Source organism: Flavobacterium sp. 120, assembly GCF_003633605.1.
Lineage (GTDB): Bacteria > Bacteroidota > Bacteroidia > Flavobacteriales > Flavobacteriaceae > Flavobacterium > Flavobacterium algoritolerans.
Window position 1 is genome coordinate 3,166,106 of record NZ_RBKZ01000001.1, and the last position, 18,466, is coordinate 3,184,571.

Below are 18,466 nucleotides of genomic sequence, written 5' to 3' on the forward strand. Positions count from 1 at the left end.
AAACCGGTATAATCAGTCCCATACAACAACAAAAAGTTTTAGTTAAAACAAATGATTTATAGCGGTTTTGACTACCTTTACCGCCGTTAAATATGAATTATGATTAAGTGGTTTAGTTTAGGATTTTGGGAATTAATAGCCCGAATTGTCCTTAGAAATAGAATTTTGATGTTATCCATTATTGTAGCGATAACAGCTCTTTTAGCAATGCAATGGAAGAATATCCACTTCACCTTTACCGAAGCCAATTTATTACCGGATGACAATATTGTAAACATTCAGTACAATGCCTTTTTAAATAAATTTGGTGAAGAAGGAAATCTAGTCATCATAGGTGTAAAAGACGACGCCATATTTACCCCAAAAGCATACGCTTCCTGGAGTAAAATGATGAATACCCTCAAAGGAGACAAAGCAGTTGATTTAGTCGTTTCATTAAATGATTTAAAGAAATTACAAAAAAATGATTCGTTGGCAACCTTTGAATTGGTTCCTTTTGTGGACCAAAGCAAAACCGTTGACCCAGCCTATCTTCAAAAAATAAGGAAAGAACTTTTCAATGATTTGCCTTTTTACGAAGGATTGCTTTTCAACAAAAGATCGGGAAGCATTCGCTCTGCGGTTTACATGGATAAGAAAATTGTAAACACAGCGGCACGAAAAGATTTTATTCTCGATAAATTAGTTCCTGCAGTTGAAACATTCGAAAAAGAAACCGGAATCGACCTGCGTGTTTCGGGAATGCCTTACATCCGAACGCTAAATGCAAAAACCATTACTGATGAGATAAGCATCTTCATTGGCGCCTCATTATTAGTCACTTCATTGCTTTTCTTCTTCTTTTTCAGAAGTTTTAGAGCGACTTTAATATCAATGGTAATTGTTATTATCGGCGTGATGTGGTCCTTTGGATTTTTAGGATTATTAAATTACGAAATCACGGTTTTAACGGCATTAGTTCCTTCTTTAATAATCGTTATCGGGATTCCAAATTGTATTTTCCTGACCAATAAATACCATCAGGAATACAAAGTTCACCACAATAAAGCCAAAGCATTACAGCGTGTCACTACCAAGGTGGGAATGGCAACACTTATGACAAATCTTACCACAGCTATTGGTTTTGCTACGTTTGTCGCTTCAAATAATCAATTGTTATTAGAATTTGGGGTGGTAACTTCCATCAATATCATGGCACTTTTCTTTTTGTGTATCATTGTTATCCCTATTTTTCACAGTTATATTCCAGCACCAAAAGAGCGTCACATTGAGCATTTAGACCGAAATTATGTTAAGGTTTTCATGGATTGGATTCTGAGAAACGTAAAATACAATCGCTTTTCGATTTACGTCGTTGCAATTCTACTTTTAGTAATTAGTATTATCGGAATCTATGAAATGCGTATTTCCGGCAGTTTGATTGAAGACATGCCTAAAAAAGAAGCCTTTTTTGAAGATATTGTTTTCTTCGAAAAAGAATTTGATGGTGTTATGCCGCTGGAAATCATGATTGACACCAAACGTAAAAAAGGAGTCATGAGATTGTCTACGCTGAGGCGAATGGAAGAACTCGAGGAAACCATTGACGAAATCCCGGAATTATCAAAACCCATTTCTATTGTCAATTTGGTTAAATATTCCAAGCAAGCATACTACAACGGAAATCCGGAATATTATGAATTGCCGACGTCACAGGAACAGTCGTTTATTTTGTCGTATGCTAAAAATGCTACAAAAAACTCGAAAGACAATCTAATGAAAAGCTATGTCGATTCTACAGGACAATTTGCCCGAATCACAACTTTTATGCGCGATGAAAACGGTGATAATATTGCTAAAATTGAAGCCGAAATACGTAAAAAAGCAGATAAGCTTTTTCCACCAAGTCAGTACAACGTTAGCATTACCGGAAAAGCATTGGTTTTCCAAAAAGGAACTGGTTACCTGTTGGATAATTTACTTTCCTCTTTGGTTTTTGCCTTTTTCCTAACCTCCCTTTTGGTGGCGTTTATGTTCCGTTCGTTCAAAATGGTACTGGTTTCTATTATCCCGAATTTATTGCCTTTGTTGCTGACGGCAGGAATTATGGGCTTTCTGGACATTCCGCTGAAACCATCAACGATTTTGGTTTTCGGGATTGCGTTTGGACTTTCGGTAGATGATACCATTCGATTTTTGGCGCAATACCGCGAGGAATTAAAGAAAAACAACTGGAAAATCCGCAAGTCGGTTTACGCCACATTTACAGATGCCGGTTTGAGCATGTTTTATACTTCTATCGTGTTATTTTTCGGGTTTTCGGTATTTATGTTGTCCAGTTTTGGAGGAACAATCGCTCTTGGTGGATTGATTTCGTTGACCTTATTATTCGGAATGCTGTCGAATTTGATGTTACTGCCGGCTTTGGTATTGACGTTGAATAAAACATTGGCAAACGAACAGGAATTCATCGAGCCTAAAATTGACATCATCGAACATACCGATGAGGAGATTGACAATTTCGAAAAAAATAAATAAGAAAATTAGACGCTGTTTACTTCGTTCGTTCCCGCTACACTACAATCTTTTTCAATACTGTCAGGATTCAAAACCCTGACAGAATTTGTTCTAAAGTAGATATAAAATAAGACATAAAAACAGCTTTTTTTATGATCTGGGTTTATTAAGTCCTCGATCGTAAAGGACTATGCTTCCTGCGACTGATACATTTAAACTTTTTTCGGATTTGAATTTTACGAGGTAATGACATTTGGCAATGGCTGCTTTTGATAGTCCGTTATCCTCAGCGCCCAATAGATATACGCATCGTCTTGGATGTTCAAAAGTCTCTAAATCAGTTGCGTTTTCATCTAATTCGACACCTACTAACCGCGCGCCTTTAGGCAAGTTTTTATAGAAATCCTCAAATGACTCATAATGAAAATAAGGGATGGACTTTACAGCATTGTGCGTATCGCAAGCCTGCTTGGCGTAGCGATTACCAATTGTAAAAATATAACTTGCACCAAGATTTTGTGCTGTGCGCCATAATACACCCAAGTTCTCAGGAGTTTTACCGTTTTGAATTCCAATACCAAAATACTCTGTTACAAAATTGTCGTTCATAGGGCAAAAATACAAACTGTTACTAGGTTTGTCAAGTTTTTAAAATATTTATGCGTGCTGTCTTTCGTTCATCGTGTCGTTTTTTATTGGGACAGCTTCTTTTTTACTTGAAAACCTAAAATTCCACTATAACCTAGCCCCGATAGCAGCGGCATCCTTTTACTTTTTTCTTTAAAAAGTAAAAGATATAGCGAATAGCGGGAAATAGCTCCTGATTACCCTATTTCTTACAATGACTTTTCAAACAAATCATTTATATTTGCAGTTCAGTTACAAGACAATTTTTAATATCAATTATATACATAAAATGAGACATACAAAAGTTAAAGACTTACTAAACAGCACAACAACGCTTCATGAAGTAAATGCAAAAGGATGGGTGAGAACTTTTAGAAACAATCAATTTATTGCCTTAAACGATGGTTCGACCATTGATAATATACAATGTGTTGTCGATTTTGAGAACACACCTGACGAAACTTTAAAGAGAATTACGACTGGAGCAGCGATTTCGGTTACAGGAACTTTGGTAGAAAGTAAAGGTGCCGGACAGAAATTTGAAATTCAGGTAGCTAAACTAGAAATCCTAGGAGATTCAGATGCGGAGAAATTCCCGATACAACCAAAAAATAAACCGAGCTTGGATTTCTTGCGTGAAAATGCGCATTTAAGAGTTCGTACTAATATGTTTGGAGCGATTATGAGAGTGCGTTCAGTATTATCGTATGCGGTTCATAGTTATTTTCAAGAGAAAGGTTTTGTGTATGTAAATACGCCAATCATCACGGGATCGGATGCTGAAGGTGCCGGTGAAATGTTTAAAGTTACCGCTTTGCCATTTGACGGAACACCAAGAACCGAAGACGGAAAAGTGAATTATAAAGAAGATTTCTTCGGAAAAGAAACGAACCTAACGGTTTCGGGACAACTGGAAGGAGAGACTTTTGCGATGGCTTTGGGTCAGATTTATACTTTTGGACCAACATTTAGAGCCGAAAACTCGAATACTTCTCGTCACCTTGCGGAATTTTGGATGATTGAGCCGGAAGTGGCGTTCAATGATTTGAATGACAACATGGATTTGGCCGAAGACTTTATTCAGTATGTAATCAAATACACAATGGACAAATGTCCGGAGGATTTGAAATTCTTGGAAACACGATTATTGGACGAAGAAAAATCAAAACCGGTTGCAGAGAGAAGCGAAATGGCTTTGCTTGACAAACTAAACTTTGTTTTGGAAAACAATTTCAAACGTGTTTCATACACCGAAGCAATTGATATTTTAAGAGATTGTACGCCAAATAGAAAGAAAAAATTCAACTATATCATCAACGAATGGGGTGCAGATTTACAATCAGAACACGAACGTTATTTGGTGGAGAAACACTTTAAATGCCCGGTAATCTTGTTTGATTACCCGGCAAATATCAAAGCATTTTACATGCGTTTGAACGAAGACGGAAAAACAGTTCGCGCGATGGATATCCTTTTCCCAGGAATTGGAGAAATCGTGGGAGGTTCTCAAAGAGAAGAACGTTTTGATGTTTTGGTTGAAAAAATGAAAGCCTTAGGAATTGATGAAGAAGAATTATGGTGGTATCTTGATACCCGAAGATTCGGTTCAGCGGTTCACTCTGGTTTTGGACTTGGATTCGAAAGATTGGTATTATTTGTAACAGGAATGACAAACATTCGTGACGTAATTCCTTTCCCTAGAACACCAATGAATGCGGAATTCTAAAAAGGTTTATTCGGTTAATCGTTTATTTGTTTAACCGATCATCCCGAATAAACGATTAAACAAATAAACGATTAAACTTAATGCTAAAGCAATTCTTAAATTTAAAATTATCACAGAAATTATCTCCTCAACAAATTCAGTTGATGAAGTTAATTCAATTGCCTACGCAAGCTTTCGAACAACGTTTATTGGAAGAAATGAACGAAAATCCAGCTTTAGAAGCCGGAAAAGAAGAAGATGAATATGAAAAGGACGAGTTCGAAAACGAAGATTATGACGATTATGATGATTCGGAATCAGATAGAATTGAAGCCGAAGACATCAACATTGACGAATATTTAAGCAACGACGAAACTCCGGATTATAAAACACAGGCCAACAATTACAGTGACGACGATGAAGATCGCGAAACGCCTTTTGCAGCGCCAGTAAGTTTTCATCAGGATTTAATCAATCAGCTGAACACCTTTATCCTGAATGATGAAGAGCGTGAAATTGCTGAATTTCTGGTAGGAAGTATCGATGATATGGGTTATATCCGCAGAAGTGTTCCTGATATGGTGGACGACATGGCGTTTACCCAAGGGATTTACACCGATGAAAAAATGGTGGAGAAAATGCTGCAGGTGATTCATGAACTGGAACCATCCGGTGTGGGAGCGCGCGATTTGCAAGAATGTTTGTTGTTGCAATTGAAACACAAAACACCAACGGAATACGTAGAGCTAGCCACTGATATTATCGAAAATCAGTTTGATGCGTTTACCAAAAAACATTACGACAAGCTGTTACAAAAATACAATGTTTCGAATGAGCAACTTAAAAAAGCGATTCACGAAATAGAAAAACTGAATCCAAAACCAGGCGGGTCGTTTACCGGAAACAACAAAGTAACGGAAAATGTAGTTCCTGATTTTGCCATCAGAATTGTGGATGGCGAACTGGAACTGACCTTAAACGGGCGAAATGCTCCTTCCCTGCACGTTTCCAAAGATTATCAGGAAATGATGCAAACCTACAAGGATTCCAGAGATAAATCGGCGCAGCAAAAAGATGCAGTGCAGTTTATCAAACAAAAACTGGATTCGGCTAAATGGTTTATCGATGCAATACGCCAACGTCAAGAAACGCTTTATGTAACCATGAATGCGATTATGCATTATCAGGAAGAATATTTTCTGGACGGTGATGAAACCAAGTTGAAACCGATGATTCTGAAAGACATTGCCGATATGGTAGGTCTTGATATTTCGACGATTTCACGTGTGGCGAACAGCAAATATGTAGAAACGCCTTATGGCACGAAACTGATTAAAGAATTCTTCTCGGAAGCGATGAAAAATGATCAAGGTGAAGATGTTTCGACATTAGAAATCAAAAAAATTCTTCAGAATACCATTGAGGAAGAAGATAAGAAAAAACCACTTCCAGACGATCAATTAGCGGAAATTCTAAAAGAAAAAGGCTATCCAATCGCGAGAAGAACGATCGCAAAATATAGGGAACAACTCGACATTCCGGTAGCGAGAATGAGGAAGAAAATGTAAGAATGTTGATTTTAGAATGCTGATTAACGATTTAAGATTTAGTGTTGCTAAAAAATGATTTTATAAAAAGACAAACCCTTTCGGAGTTCTAAACTCTGAAAGGGTTTTTAATTTTCAAAACTTTAATATTTCAATCCTGTCTCAGCTCCCTTTCCTTCGGAGAGTCCCGAAGCGTCGGGAGAGGAGAGGATTTCTATTTTTTCTCCTGATCCTTCTTCATCGCATGATAATAAGCGGCACGGCTTAACGGCTCGTATTCTTCGGTTTCGCCTAACATGACCAGTTTATCATTGTCAGTTTTTCGGAAACTGTAATTCGCCAAATTTCCGGTGCGGGTACACACGGCATGTACTTTGGTAACATATTCGGCAGTTGCCATTAATGCGGGCATCGGACCAAAAGGATTTCCTTTGAAATCCATATCTAATCCGGCAACAATTACTCGTATTCCCTGATTGGCCAAATCATTACAAATTTTGACAATTTCGTCATCAAAAAATTGTGCTTCGTCAATTCCTACGACATCACAACCTTGCGCCAAAATAGCAATATTTGCGGCAGCAGGAACGGGCGTAGAACGGATTTCATTGGCATCGTGCGATACGACCATTTCATCATCATAGCGCGTATCGATTGCCGGTTTGAAAATTTCTACTTTTTGCTTGGCAAACTGCGCTCTTTTCAAACGACGGATCAATTCCTCGGTTTTACCCGAAAACATGGAGCCACAAATGACTTCGATCCAACCAAATTGTTCTTTATGATTTACTGTATTTTCGAGAAACATTTTGTATTTTTCTGACTTAAAAAATGAATAGTTTTTATTACTTTGTAATGGATAAAACCGACTTAAAAATTTTATACTTTTACGTCGTTTCAAAAGTATAACATTTTTATTGAATCGGAGATTCGCGAGCTCTTATTTAAAAAATAAAATCATGCGAGCAAAGGTTCCTTCTTCCTTATGCTAAATAAAAATAGGAAGATATTTATTAAAAAGACCCGCCTAACACACTATAATTTCAAAAGTTATGAAAAAAAAATTGGAAGCCGATTTAATCAGCATTGCACACAGAATATTACAATTAAAAAATAAATCTGACATCAATCAATTATATCTGGAAACGCAGAAATTATATGAAAAACTTTCTGTCTTACGATTTGTAGACGAGCACTTTAGTGAGGCGAAACCAACTATTGGCGCTGCTGAAATAGAGCAGAAAATTGAATCCATTTTTGATAAAACAGAATCGGTTCAACCGGAAGCTAAAGCAGTAATCGAAGAAACTGTTGTCGAAGAAATTGCTGAAACGCCTTTGGAACAAGCAACAACAACTGCTGATGAATCTGAATCTGAAACAAATATTGTGGAAGAAGAAACTGTTGAAGTTCCTTTGGAAGAGACAATTTCTAATGAAGAAGTAACTCCGGAAGAAGAAAAAGAAGAAGCCATTATTGAGGAAGAAATAGTTGTGGAGGAAAAAGAAACTTCAGCACCTGAAACGACAGCGTTCACTCCGGCTTTTGAATTATCTCAAGAGGAGGAAGTAGAAACGGAAGTGGAAGCTCCAAAGAAAATGGAACCGGTACAAATTTCTTTCGAAGATTTATTGGGCGGAAATTACCATGACACCCAGTTTGTAAAAGTGCAACAAATTGAAAATATTCCCACTGCAGTAGTAATCGAAACTCCAAAAGAAATCGTTGCGGAGGAAGAAAAAGTATTACCTGTCAAAGAAGAAGCTGTTGAACCAAAAACAGTTTCGCTGAACGAAAAATTAGCCAAAGGAATCAACATCGATTTGAATGATCGCATTGCTTTTATAAAACACCTTTTTGGAAACAGCAGCGAAGATTACAACCGCGTTTTAAATCAATTAATCACGTTTGATACGTTCTACGAAACCAGAGATTTTATTCAGGAAATGGTAAAACCGGACTACAATAACTGGGAAGGAAAACAAGAATATGAGGAACGTTTTATGGATATTATAGAGAAGAAATTCTTGTAAACTTCCTTAAACTTTCTGAATATACATTTGAACAAATACAGATTTTCTATAGAATTTGTATTTAATTATTTTATCTATGTCAAAATTATACATCGTTCCTACGCCTATCGGCAATCTCGAAGATATGACTTTTCGAGCGATTCGGATTCTTAAGGAAGTCGATTTGATTCTCGCCGAAGACACGCGTACGAGCGGAAAATTGTTGAAGCATTTCGAGATTGGCACACACATGTACAGCCATCACATGCACAACGAACACAAAACCATCGAGAATTTAATTTCGAGATTGAAAGCCGGAGAAAATATCGCCTTGATATCCGATGCGGGAACGCCTGCCATTTCGGATCCGGGTTTTTTATTGACTCGCGCTTGCGTTGAAAACGGAATTGACGTAGAATGTTTGCCTGGTGCAACAGCATTTGTTCCGGCATTAGTCAACAGCGGCTTACCTAATGACAAATTTGTTTTCGAAGGATTTTTGCCTGACAAAAAAGGACGTCAAACCCGATATTTAGCATTAGCGGAAGAAACAAGAACGATGATTTTATATGTTTCTCCCCATAAATTAGTGAAAACTTTAGCGGAATTCATCACCTATTTTGGCGAAGACCGTCAAATATCGGTTTCCAGAGAATTATCCAAACTGCACGAAGAAAATGTTCGCGGAACAGTTAAAGAAGTGGTCGCTCATTTTGATAAAATAGCGCCAAGAGGAGAAATTGTAGTCGTGGTCAGCGGAAAAACAATCACTAAAGAACCTAAAAAAAGTAAATTTTCGGAAGAAGAATAACCTATAAAAACACCATGAATTTAGAATCCTTTTTAGAAAAATTAAAGCAGACACCAGAATCCATCGCTTTTGCAGAAACCATTGCAACAATTGAAGAAAACTACGACTTTACTCCAACGGCATTTGAGAACGGTTTGCAACACAATGCAGCTGGAGAAAATTCAGGTTCCTGTAAATTATTTGCTTTCGCCGAAATTCAAAACCTATCAGAAGCAGAAACATTAGCTTGTTTTGGAGCATATTATTACGAAGATGTTTTAAAAAATCCAAACGGAACTGATCATCAAAACATTCGCAATTTCATGAAAACCGGTTGGGATGGAATCGCATTTTACGGTAGTGCTTTAGTATTGAAATAAAAAAGTTAAAACGTTAATTCGTAAATTAAATCGACAGACATAATTAACGGAATTAGCGGTAGTTACTTTTTCGAATTCCTAATTTTTATAATCCCAAACCAATATGCGTTGGACCCTTAAATCAAAACCTTCCGAAGATACCGTGAAAAATTTGGCGAAAGCTTTGAATGTGGAGGATTTTGTGGCCACTTTATTAGTGCAACGCGGCATCGAAACTTTTGAAGATGCCAAACGGTTTTTTCGCCCAAGTTTAGAGGATTTGCACGATCCCTATTTGATGAAAGATATGGAAAAAGCAGTCGCCCGAATCGAAAAAGCGATTGAAAACGAGGAAAATATCCTTGTTTTTGGCGATTATGATGTAGATGGAACCACCGCAGTTTCACTCGTTTCTTCCTATTTAAAAACCTATTATCCAAACGTGGCGACCTACATTCCCGATCGTTATGACGAGGGTTATGGAATATCTTTTAAGGGAATTGACTTTGCTGATGACAATCGATTTTCACTCATCATTGCTTTGGATTGCGGTATAAAATCCATCGATCATGTGGCTTACGCCAAAGCACGAAACATCGATTTTATCATTTGTGACCACCACAGACCGGGAGATTTTTTACCCGAAGCCATAGCGGTTCTCGACCCAAAACGAGACGATTGCACTTATCCTTATGATGAATTATGCGGTTGCGGAATAGGTTTCAAATTGATTCAGGCATTGGGAAAAAACAGAAACCAGACAATCGATGATTTGATTCCGTATCTGGATTTAGTTTCGGCTGCGATTGCTGCTGATATCGTCCCGATGACCGGAGAGAATCGAGTGTTGGCTTATTTTGGATTGCAAGTCATCAATTCTGACCCAAGACCAGGAATCAAAGCCATCATTCACCAAATAAAAAAACAAACCTTAGATATTACCGATGTTGTTTTCATCATCGCACCCAGAATCAACGCTGCCGGACGCATCAAACACGGCAACCATGCAGTGGAATTATTAACCGAATTTGATTTTGAGCAAGCCCAACAATTTGCTTCCGAAATTGAGGCCTATAATTCCGAGCGAAAGGATTTGGACAAATTAATCACCAAAGAAGCATTAAAACAAATTGAGGAAAACAATGAAAAAGAACGTTTTACCTCCGTAGTTTTTCAAGAAGATTGGCACAAAGGTGTGATTGGAATTGTCGCTTCCCGATTGATAGAAACCTATTATCGTCCTACGCTTGTTTTTACCAAAAGTGGCGATAAATATGCGGCTTCGGCACGTTCCGTAAAAGGATTTGACGTGTATAATGCACTCGAAGCGTGTACCGAACATTTGGAACAATTTGGCGGTCACATGTATGCTGCTGGAATGACTTTAAAGGAAGAAAACTACCAAATCTTCAAAGATGCTTTCGAAAAAGAAGTCGAAAGAACCATTCATCCGGATATGTTGACCCCTGAAATTGCAGTTGATGCCGAGATTGATTTTGCGGATATTACCCCAAAATTAATTAGAATCCTGAAACAATTTGAACCGTACGGCCCACAAAATATGACTCCAATTTTCCTGACCAAAAACATCAAAGATACCGGTTATGGAAAACCGCTTGGACAAGAAGACGAACATTTAAAACTTTTTGTGAAACAATCCCGAAGCCTCGGGACCGATGGCATCGCTGCAATTGGTTTTAATTTGGGAAACAAAATCGAACTGACTACCCATCAAAAACCTTTTCAAGCCGTGTATTGCATTGATGAAAACGAATGGAAAGGTAAATTAAGTTTGCAATTGCGATTGCGAGATATTAAACAATGATTCTGTTGCTATGAAAAAAAATGACCCATACTCAGCCCTGCGCTATAAAGAATTCAATATTTTTTTGTTATTGCGTTTTGCCATGGTTTTTGGTTGGTCGATGCAGTTTATCGTGATTGAATGGGAAGTATACAGTTTGACCAAAAATCCGTTATCGTTAGGAATCATTGGATTAATGGAAGTCATTCCAGCTATTTCGATGGCATTATTTGCCGGACACATTGTTGATCAAAAGGAGAAAAAAGGATTGCTTTTCAAATGCATTTTAGGGTTTTCAATCATTAGTTTGGGCTTGTTTTTATTTACGTGGCCACCGTTTATCAAAGATTTTTCTACCCAAACTATTTTATACTCCATTTACTTTTTCGTGTTTCTAGGAGGATTGGTCCGTGCTTTTCTTGGCCCGACGATATTTTCTCTTTTGGCATTGATTGTTCCTAAAAAAATATATCCCAATGCTGCCACATGGAGCAGTTCCGTATGGCAAATAAGTTCGGTTTTAGGACCTGCAGTAGCCGGTTTTTCCATCAATTGGATTGGCGTTCACTGGTCAATGTCGATCGTTTTGGGATGTTCACTTTTTGCTTTAATCGCTTTAACCCAAATTGCAACGAAGCCTATTTTGAATCCAAAAATTGGGGAACCCATTATGGAAAGTTTGAAAGAAGGCGTAAAATTTGTTTTCAACAATAAGACGATTTTAGGCGCTTTATCATTGGATATGATTGCCGTTCTTTTTGGTGGAGCCGTTGCTTTGTTACCCATTTTTGCACAAGATATTTTAAAAGTGGGACCGCAGGGATTTGGTGTTTTGAGAGCCGCTCCTGCTGTTGGCGCTTTTTTGATGCTGATAATCTCCGCTTATATTCCTTTTACTAAAAATGCGGGTATGAAACTGCTGTCGGCAATTTTTGCGTTTGGGATTTGTATTATCGTTTTTGGACTTTCGTCGATTTTTTGGTTATCAGTTATTGCTTTATTTTTAAGCGGTGTTTTCGACGGAATTTCGGTGGTGATACGCCAAACTATTTTGCAATTGAAAACTCCCGATCACATGCGAGGCCGAGTTGCAGCTGTGAATTCTATTTTTGTGGGTTCCTCTAATGAATTAGGTGCTTTTGAAAGCGGCTTAACTGCAAAGCTGATGGGAACTGTTAGCGCAGTGGTCTTTGGCGGAAGCATGACATTGATTACCGTATTTCTTACCGGAGCCGTATCGCCTACTTTTAGAAAACTGGACTTACAAAAAGATATTGAAGAACACGAAAAGAGCGAGTAATAAATAGTTTTTTAGAAAAAAAACTTCCTATAACTGGTCGGTAAAATAATCTCAAGATTACTTACCGACTTTTTTATGTCTTTTTTATGTTTTATTATTTAGAATAAATATAAATAATACTTATATTTGTTTCAAACTGATGACAGATGCAAGAAATAAAACAAATATATCATAACAATTTAGGTACTTCTTTTTACTGGAGAAAGGATAATGGCATTGTACTGGACAAAGTCCAACTGGTTTTTAGAGAAATGGGTTTTTATTTTACCCAACAGGAACTGCAACTATTTAAGCGCTGTATTGAGGACAGCTATTTCCAAAATAAATGCTGCGACGATTGTGAATTGAAAAACAAATGCCACAAATTTTTACTAAAAACGCCTTGTTCCCAAATTGACTTGGCCGTTTCCATGGAAGAATTAGATGCCGTAAAAGATTTGGTGGAAGGGACTTTGTTTAAAATAAATCTGGATGAATATTTGTATGGAGAGGGAATGAATTAGAGCTTAATACTTTTTAATCTCAAAATTCTCACCATCAAAAACGCCATAGGTAAAATACGTAATCCAGTCACCTAGATTGACGTATTCAGAATTTTCACCTACGGTTACTTTCATAGGCAAATGGCGGTGGCCAAAAATAAGGTAATTGTAGTGTTTGGTTTCCAGTTTCCTTTTGGAATAGAGAATCAGCCATTCGTTGTCTTCGCCAAGAAAAGTCACATCTTCATCACCAGAAATCAGTTTGTTTTTTACCGAAAGGTATTGCGCCAGTTTCACGCCAATATCCGGATGAAGCCATCTAAAAAGCCATTTGAAAAACGGATTTGTAAATATCTTTTTCATGCGTTTGTATCCTAAATCTCCAGGACCTTTTCCGTCACCGTGGCCAATAAGGAATGTTTTATCTCCAAAAATGTATTCTTGATTGTCATGAAACACGGGAATATTCAGTTCTTTCTGGAAATAATCTTCCATCCATAAATCATGGTTTCCCACGAAAAAATAAATAGGGATTCCACTGTCTCGGATTTCGGCGAGTTTGCCTAAAACACGAATAAATCCTTTTGGGACTACAGTTTTGTATTCGAACCAAAAATCAAATAAATCGCCCAATAGAAAAATAGCTTCGGCATCGCCTTTTACCTCATCGAGCCAAGCCACAAATTTTTGTTCTCTCGGAAAACTCAATTCAGGTGTTGGTGCGCCAAAATGCTGGTCGGAGGCGAAATATATTTTTTTGTTATTGGGTAATTGCATGAAGTTACAGTATGGATTTCATATTATCACTAGCAAACCATTCTGCAAAAGAAGATTCGGTTTCTTGTAATTTCAAAGAGAAAAGAGTGATTCCTTCCGGTAATCGGCTGATGATTCTTTGAGAAAAATCGACTACCATATTTTCGCTTGTTGGTTGGTAATCTACCAAAATAACATGGTGTCCTCGGCTCATTAATTCATTTGCCAATTCGATATGAGGAGTCGTTCCGTTGAAAACAGTTGCATGGTCAAATTGATCTACAATTTCTTCTTTTACAATTTTCTTTAAATCCGTAAAGTCAATCACCATTCCAAATTTCACATTGGAACGATCTGTAATTGGAGTTCCAATTACCGTTACTGACAATTTATAACTATGTCCGTGAACATTTTTACATTTCCCGTCATAACCGTATAAAGCGTGTCCGGTTTCGAAACTAAATTGTTTTGTAATTCTGATATTGCTCATCGGAGTTTAATTTTGATGCAAATTTAGCAAATTGATATGAGAAATGGGATGTAAATGTAGGGCAAACGATTTTAAGGAATTATTACACGAAGTTTTACAAAGAAGCATAAAAAATATAATAATTAAACCATTAAGAAATTAAGAAAAATTAAGTTAAGATCTTGATGAAACTTAATTTCTTAATGGTAAACAAAACGAAAATTAGTCAAAAAAATATTCGGATTCCACTGAGACCTAGCCCTGATAGGAGTGAAAATCCTTTTGTTACCCTGTCAGGGTTTCGAACCTGACAGGGTAATAAAAGATTGTAACGGATAGCAGGAAATAGCTCCTGAAATATCCCGAAGCGTCGGGACAGAATAAATCCTGAAAAAATTACTTTTTGAATTGGGACAACGCTTTTCTGGTAAAATCAGACAGCACCAATTTACCCGAAATCGCGGCGCGTTCCAGCAACAATGTATCCCAATGTTGCGTTCCTTCCCACAACACTTTTTTCATTTCCAGTAAAGCTTCGGGATTATAACTGGATAATTTAGCGCTGAAATCAGCTATTGCGGCATCCAATTCTTCGACGGTTTCAAAAGTATTGGCGTACAATCCTTTGGCTGCAGCCCATTCAGCAGTTTTCCATTCATGGGCTGCAAGAGTCATTTCGGCCATTGCCGTCTTTCCGATTTTCTTGGAAACTACAGGTTCTATTACAAAGGGACCAATTCCGATTGCCAATTCTGATAGTTTTATTGATGCATTTTTTGTGGCCAAAGTATAATCACAAGCTGACGCAATTCCTACGCCGCCACCAACTGCTTTTCCGTGAACGCGACCCACAATAAGCTTGGAACACGAACGCATCGCATTGATTAAATGCGCAAATCCAGAGAAAAATTGGGTTCCTGCTGCTTCATCAGAAACAGCCAAAAGTTCATCAAAAGAAGCGCCTGCACAAAAAGCTCCCGAGCCTTCACTTTCTATAACAATCACCGAAACGGCTGGATTTGTGCTTAAAATAGCGAACTCATTTGTTAAACGATTCAATAATTCTCTTGGAAAAGAATTGCTCGAAGGATGACCAAATGAAACGGTTGCGATTTTATTTTCGATTGTTGTGAAGAGCGAACCTGTTGGGTTTTCTGATACCATAGCGGGGATTTTGATGTAAAGTTAAAAAAAGTAAAGGAGGATTTGGCTTTTTTTCAAATAGAATGGATTTGTATTTTGAAATTTGCTTTTTGGAAAATTTATATGTTATATTTGCGAACACGTTTGGGGGATTAGCTCATTTGGCTAGAGTGCTTGCCTGGCAGGCAAGAGGTGACCGGTTCGAATCCGGTATTCTCCACCAGTAAAATCAAGCCTTACAGAGATGTGAGGCTTTTTTATTTTAAATCCTATGTTTTATACTTATATCATTTTCTCTAAAACTTTAGACAAATATTACACTGGTTCCTGTGAAAATATTGAAAATAGACTTAATGACCATTTAAATAGCAGAAGTACTTACACAAAAGTGGCTAAAGATTGGATAATGGTTTATTTTGAAAGTTTTGATTCACGCTCATTGGCTGTACAAAGAGAAATGGAAATCAAAAAGAAGAAAAGTAGAAAATATATTGAATTTTTAATATCAAAAGAATCATCTGAATAGAGTGTCCCGAAAGCATTCGGGAAGGTGACCGGTTCGAATCCGGTATTCTCCACCAGTAAAATCAAGCCTTACAGAGATGTGAGGCTTTTTTATTTTAAATCCTATGTTTTATACTTATATCATTTTCTCTAAAACTTTAGACAAATATTACACTGGTTCCTGTGAAAATATTGAAAATAGACTTAATGACCATTTAAATAGCAGAAGTACTTACACAAAAGTGGCTAAAGATTGGATAATGGTTTATTTTGAAAGTTTTGATTCACGCTCATTGGCTGTACAAAGAGAAATGGAAATCAAAAAGAAGAAAAGTAGAAAATATATTGAATTTTTAATATCAAAAGAATCATCTGAATAGAGTGTCCCGAAAGCATTCGGGAAGGTGATCGGTTCGAATCCGATATTCTCCACAAAATAAAACCGTAAAATCTTTTAATTAAGAGTTTACGGTTTTTTATTTTTAGAAATTGTTTGATTACTTTTTAAGACTGCTACAAACTATTTTGAATAATCTATTTTCCCCACTTGTCGCATCACACGAACGATTTTAGCTTTTCGTCTGTTGATATAAGAAGAAGAACTGGTTGCCGAATACTTTCTTGGATTGGGTAAAATTGCGGCTATTCCTGCTGCCTGCAACGGTGTAAGACTACTAGCTCCTTTTCTGTACCAATGTTCTGCAGCTGCTTGTGCTCCATAAACACCATTTCCCATTTCGATACTATTCAGATACACTTCCATAATGCGTTCTTTTCCCCAAATGATTTCGATTAAAACTGTGAAATACGCTTCAAGTCCTTTTCTCAAATAACTTCGCCCTTGCCAAAGAAATACATTTTTGGCGGTTTGTTGCGATATGGTGCTTCCTCCTTTTATTCTTCGACCTCTTTCATTGCTTTTATATGCTTTTTGCATCGCGACAAAATCAAAACCATTGTGTTTCAGGAACGTTCCATCTTCACTGGCGATTACGGCTTTTTGAAGATTCATGGAGATATTTTCAATTGGTTCCCAGTCGTGACTGAAAAAAACTTCTTTTCCAGCTGTTTTGTTTTCAATCGCGCGAATCACCATTAAAGGCGTAAACGGAACCGGAACAAATTTAAATAGTACCACAAAAAACAAAGAGAGTCCAAAGAACCATAGCAATGCTTTGAATAAAAAACGAGTTATTTTGCTCATAAGAGAGGTAGGTTCTTTTTTAACGGGTTGTCTTGATTTTCTTGGTGTTATTTTCGTTGCCATTATATTAAATCTGCTAATTCTGTTCCAATTAAACTTCCTATTGCTACTCCCATTCCGCCCAATCGTACACCACAATAGACATTATCGGACAATTGTGAAACAATGGGACTTTTGCTGTTACCAATACCCATGATGCCGCTCCAACGGTGTGCAATTTGGAAATCCTGATGAGGCAAAATTACTTCTTTTAATAATTGTTCCAATTTTTTTTGGACGATTTCTGTTTGTCCAAATTCGGTTGTGTTCTCCGTCTCAAAATCCAGGTTTCTTCCACCACCCAATAATATTCTGTCGCCAATATTCCTGAAATAATAATACCCTCTATCCAAGTGAAAAGTTCCTTTTATATCTAAGTTTTTAATAGGTTCAGTGATTAAAACTTGCGCTCTGGCGGGCTTAACAGCTCCAGTTGTCAATGTATTAGCAAAGCCATTCGTAGCAAACAATATTTTTTTAGTACTAAAACTGAAATCACCAAGTGCCACTTCCACTCCATTTCCCTTATCGAAATAAGAAGTAACGGTTTGTTGGTTTAGAATTAAAATATTTTTAGAAACTGCTTCTTTCAACAACGCCTGCATCATATTCCCGGTATCTATTTGTGCTTCAAAAGGATTGAAAACCAAATATTCCTGTATCCCGTTGAACCCAAAACGGTCTACTTCCTTGGCAAAAACATCCGCTTTAAAAAGTGGTCTTAAAATTTCATTGATGAAGGGCAATTTCCCAACACACTCACTGTAACAACTTTCGTCGTCTTTTAAAAACAACTCATAACCACCATATGGTTTGAAATCTATGGTGTCGTCACCGAGTCTTTTTCGCAGCAATTGCAAACCTTTCCAACGTTTTTGGATTAGATGAATCACTTCTTCCTCTGAATGGGATTTTAAATCATCTATAATTTCTGAAAGGCTTCCAAAACAGGCAAAGCCAGCATTTTTCGTACTCGCTCCCTGCGGTAACATTCCTTTTTCCAACACTAGAATTTTGCTTTCGGGGAATCTTTCGCGCAAGCGTAATGCAGCATGTAAACCTACAATACCGCTTCCTACGATGGTATAATCTACATCAGTAAACCAGTTTTTTAATTCCCAATAGCTCAAATCCATGTTCAATTTTTTTCATAAAAATAATAATTTTTTGGATTTATTCTGAATTTATTTCAGGAGCTAATCCCGCTATCCGTTGCAAATAAATTCACT

18 protein-coding genes and 1 tRNA gene are annotated in these 18,466 nt (G+C 37.2%); 12 read left to right on the forward strand and 7 right to left on the reverse strand.

Going from position 1 to position 18,466, the window contains the following annotated elements; translation table 11 throughout:
* The first annotated feature begins 99 nt into the window (after positions 1-99).
* Positions 100-2,517: an RND family transporter gene (locus C8C87_RS13575; protein WP_121342953.1), complete on the forward strand. Its 2,418-nt coding sequence runs from the start codon at positions 100-102 to the stop codon at positions 2,515-2,517.
* A 129-nt stretch (positions 2,518-2,646) separates the two neighbouring features.
* On the opposite strand, the gene C8C87_RS13580 is transcribed toward C8C87_RS13575, so the two are convergent.
* The gene (locus tag C8C87_RS13580; RefSeq protein WP_091166166.1) at positions 2,647-3,105 is read right to left on the reverse strand and encodes an RNA methyltransferase; all 459 of its coding nucleotides are present in this window, start codon (positions 3,103-3,105) and stop codon (positions 2,647-2,649) included.
* Between the two features lie 307 nt (positions 3,106-3,412).
* Here C8C87_RS13580 and asnS point away from each other — a divergent pair, with 307 nt between their 5' ends.
* Together asnS and rpoN are read left to right on the forward strand one after the other, a co-directional pair.
* Positions 3,413-4,849, forward strand: a complete 1,437-nt coding sequence (asnS, locus tag C8C87_RS13585; protein ID WP_121342954.1) for an asparagine--tRNA ligase — start codon at positions 3,413-3,415, stop codon at positions 4,847-4,849.
* Between the two features lie 80 nt (positions 4,850-4,929).
* Entirely contained in the window at positions 4,930-6,396 is a 1,467-nt protein-coding gene (gene rpoN / locus C8C87_RS13590; RefSeq protein ID WP_099714193.1) for an RNA polymerase factor sigma-54, read from the forward strand.
* Positions 6,397-6,589: 193 nt separating this feature from the next.
* Here the strand turns inward: rpoN and C8C87_RS13595 are convergent, their stop codons facing one another.
* The gene (locus tag C8C87_RS13595) at positions 6,590-7,183 is read right to left on the reverse strand and encodes a thymidine kinase (RefSeq protein ID WP_099714192.1); all 594 of its coding nucleotides are present in this window, start codon (positions 7,181-7,183) and stop codon (positions 6,590-6,592) included.
* 244 nt (positions 7,184-7,427) lie between these two features.
* Between C8C87_RS13595 and C8C87_RS13600 the strand changes: the two genes are divergently transcribed.
* The 6 genes from C8C87_RS13600 (at position 7,428) to C8C87_RS13625 (ending at position 13,143) form a co-directional block, all read left to right on the forward strand.
* Positions 7,428-8,408: a hypothetical protein gene (locus C8C87_RS13600; RefSeq protein WP_099714191.1), complete on the forward strand. Its 981-nt coding sequence runs from the start codon at positions 7,428-7,430 to the stop codon at positions 8,406-8,408.
* 76 nt (positions 8,409-8,484) lie between these two features.
* Positions 8,485-9,198: a 16S rRNA (cytidine(1402)-2'-O)-methyltransferase gene (rsmI, locus tag C8C87_RS13605; protein ID WP_099714190.1), complete on the forward strand. Its 714-nt coding sequence runs from the start codon at positions 8,485-8,487 to the stop codon at positions 9,196-9,198.
* A gap of 14 nt (positions 9,199-9,212) precedes the next feature.
* Positions 9,213-9,557 (forward strand): HopJ type III effector protein, encoded by a 345-nt coding sequence (locus C8C87_RS13610; protein ID WP_099714189.1) that lies wholly within the window; start codon positions 9,213-9,215, stop codon positions 9,555-9,557.
* A 103-nt stretch (positions 9,558-9,660) separates the two neighbouring features.
* Entirely contained in the window at positions 9,661-11,361 is a 1,701-nt protein-coding gene (recJ, locus tag C8C87_RS13615; RefSeq protein WP_121342955.1) for a single-stranded-DNA-specific exonuclease RecJ, read from the forward strand.
* Between the two features lie 10 nt (positions 11,362-11,371).
* Positions 11,372-12,640 (forward strand): MFS transporter, encoded by a 1,269-nt coding sequence (locus C8C87_RS13620; RefSeq protein WP_099714187.1) that lies wholly within the window; start codon positions 11,372-11,374, stop codon positions 12,638-12,640.
* A gap of 146 nt (positions 12,641-12,786) precedes the next feature.
* Complete coding sequence (locus tag C8C87_RS13625) at positions 12,787-13,143, forward strand: hypothetical protein (protein ID WP_121342956.1); 357 nt, start codon at positions 12,787-12,789, stop codon at positions 13,141-13,143.
* Positions 13,144-13,146: 3 nt separating this feature from the next.
* Here the strand turns inward: C8C87_RS13625 and C8C87_RS13630 are convergent, their stop codons facing one another.
* The 3 genes from C8C87_RS13630 to C8C87_RS13640 form a co-directional block, all read right to left on the reverse strand.
* Complete coding sequence (locus tag C8C87_RS13630; RefSeq protein ID WP_121342957.1) at positions 13,147-13,899, reverse strand: UDP-2,3-diacylglucosamine diphosphatase; 753 nt, start codon at positions 13,897-13,899, stop codon at positions 13,147-13,149.
* Between the two features lie 4 nt (positions 13,900-13,903).
* Complete coding sequence (locus C8C87_RS13635) at positions 13,904-14,368, reverse strand: 6-carboxytetrahydropterin synthase (RefSeq protein WP_099714184.1); 465 nt, start codon at positions 14,366-14,368, stop codon at positions 13,904-13,906.
* 375 nt (positions 14,369-14,743) lie between these two features.
* The gene (locus C8C87_RS13640; protein ID WP_121342958.1) at positions 14,744-15,511 is read right to left on the reverse strand and encodes an enoyl-CoA hydratase/isomerase family protein; all 768 of its coding nucleotides are present in this window, start codon (positions 15,509-15,511) and stop codon (positions 14,744-14,746) included.
* Positions 15,512-15,636: 125 nt separating this feature from the next.
* On the opposite strand from C8C87_RS13640, the gene C8C87_RS13645 reads away from it, so the two are divergent.
* From C8C87_RS13645 to C8C87_RS13655, 3 genes are all read left to right on the forward strand, one after another.
* Positions 15,637-15,713: transfer RNA gene (locus C8C87_RS13645), tRNA-Ala, on the forward strand.
* Between the two features lie 48 nt (positions 15,714-15,761).
* Positions 15,762-16,016: a GIY-YIG nuclease family protein gene (locus tag C8C87_RS13650; protein WP_099714182.1), complete on the forward strand. Its 255-nt coding sequence runs from the start codon at positions 15,762-15,764 to the stop codon at positions 16,014-16,016.
* A gap of 103 nt (positions 16,017-16,119) precedes the next feature.
* Positions 16,120-16,374: a GIY-YIG nuclease family protein gene (locus C8C87_RS13655; RefSeq protein WP_099714182.1), complete on the forward strand. Its 255-nt coding sequence runs from the start codon at positions 16,120-16,122 to the stop codon at positions 16,372-16,374.
* Positions 16,375-16,514: 140 nt separating this feature from the next.
* Here the strand turns inward: C8C87_RS13655 and mtgA are convergent, their stop codons facing one another.
* Together mtgA and C8C87_RS13665 are read right to left on the reverse strand one after the other, a co-directional pair.
* Positions 16,515-17,261: a monofunctional biosynthetic peptidoglycan transglycosylase gene (gene mtgA, locus C8C87_RS13660; protein ID WP_121342959.1), complete on the reverse strand. Its 747-nt coding sequence runs from the start codon at positions 17,259-17,261 to the stop codon at positions 16,515-16,517.
* Positions 17,261-18,373 carry an FAD-binding oxidoreductase gene (locus tag C8C87_RS13665; RefSeq protein ID WP_121342960.1) on the reverse strand — a complete coding sequence of 371 codons (1,113 nt, stop codon included), beginning with the start codon at positions 18,371-18,373 and terminating at the stop codon, positions 17,261-17,263. Before C8C87_RS13665 ends, mtgA begins: the two co-directional genes overlap by 1 nt.
* Between the last annotated feature and the right edge of the window lie 93 nt (positions 18,374-18,466).

What these genes read in the sequence shown, in the direction of transcription:
- C8C87_RS13630 (WP_121342957.1), bottom strand. Translation starts at nt 13,899, where the DNA reads ATGCAATTACCCAATAACAAAAAAATATATTTCGCCTCCGACCAGCAT.
- C8C87_RS13650 (WP_099714182.1), top strand. Translation starts at nt 15,762, where the DNA reads ATGTTTTATACTTATATCATTTTCTCTAAAACTTTAGACAAATATTAC.
- C8C87_RS13595 (WP_099714192.1), bottom strand. Translation starts at nt 7,183, where the DNA reads ATGTTTCTCGAAAATACAGTAAATCATAAAGAACAATTTGGTTGGATC.
- mtgA (WP_121342959.1), bottom strand. Translation starts at nt 17,261, where the DNA reads ATGGCAACGAAAATAACACCAAGAAAATCAAGACAACCCGTTAAAAAA.
- C8C87_RS13620 (WP_099714187.1), top strand. Translation starts at nt 11,372, where the DNA reads ATGAAAAAAAATGACCCATACTCAGCCCTGCGCTATAAAGAATTCAAT.
- C8C87_RS13640 (WP_121342958.1), bottom strand. Translation starts at nt 15,511, where the DNA reads ATGGTATCAGAAAACCCAACAGGTTCGCTCTTCACAACAATCGAAAAT.
- C8C87_RS13665 (WP_121342960.1), bottom strand. Translation starts at nt 18,373, where the DNA reads ATGGATTTGAGCTATTGGGAATTAAAAAACTGGTTTACTGATGTAGAT.
- C8C87_RS13575 (WP_121342953.1), top strand. Translation starts at nt 100, where the DNA reads ATGATTAAGTGGTTTAGTTTAGGATTTTGGGAATTAATAGCCCGAATT.
- rsmI (WP_099714190.1), top strand. Translation starts at nt 8,485, where the DNA reads ATGTCAAAATTATACATCGTTCCTACGCCTATCGGCAATCTCGAAGAT.
- rpoN (WP_099714193.1), top strand. Translation starts at nt 4,930, where the DNA reads ATGCTAAAGCAATTCTTAAATTTAAAATTATCACAGAAATTATCTCCT.
- C8C87_RS13655 (WP_099714182.1), top strand. Translation starts at nt 16,120, where the DNA reads ATGTTTTATACTTATATCATTTTCTCTAAAACTTTAGACAAATATTAC.
- recJ (WP_121342955.1), top strand. Translation starts at nt 9,661, where the DNA reads ATGCGTTGGACCCTTAAATCAAAACCTTCCGAAGATACCGTGAAAAAT.
- asnS (WP_121342954.1), top strand. Translation starts at nt 3,413, where the DNA reads ATGAGACATACAAAAGTTAAAGACTTACTAAACAGCACAACAACGCTT.
- C8C87_RS13635 (WP_099714184.1), bottom strand. Translation starts at nt 14,368, where the DNA reads ATGAGCAATATCAGAATTACAAAACAATTTAGTTTCGAAACCGGACAC.
- C8C87_RS13600 (WP_099714191.1), top strand. Translation starts at nt 7,428, where the DNA reads ATGAAAAAAAAATTGGAAGCCGATTTAATCAGCATTGCACACAGAATA.
- C8C87_RS13580 (WP_091166166.1), bottom strand. Translation starts at nt 3,105, where the DNA reads ATGAACGACAATTTTGTAACAGAGTATTTTGGTATTGGAATTCAAAAC.
- C8C87_RS13610 (WP_099714189.1), top strand. Translation starts at nt 9,213, where the DNA reads ATGAATTTAGAATCCTTTTTAGAAAAATTAAAGCAGACACCAGAATCC.
- C8C87_RS13625 (WP_121342956.1), top strand. Translation starts at nt 12,787, where the DNA reads ATGCAAGAAATAAAACAAATATATCATAACAATTTAGGTACTTCTTTT.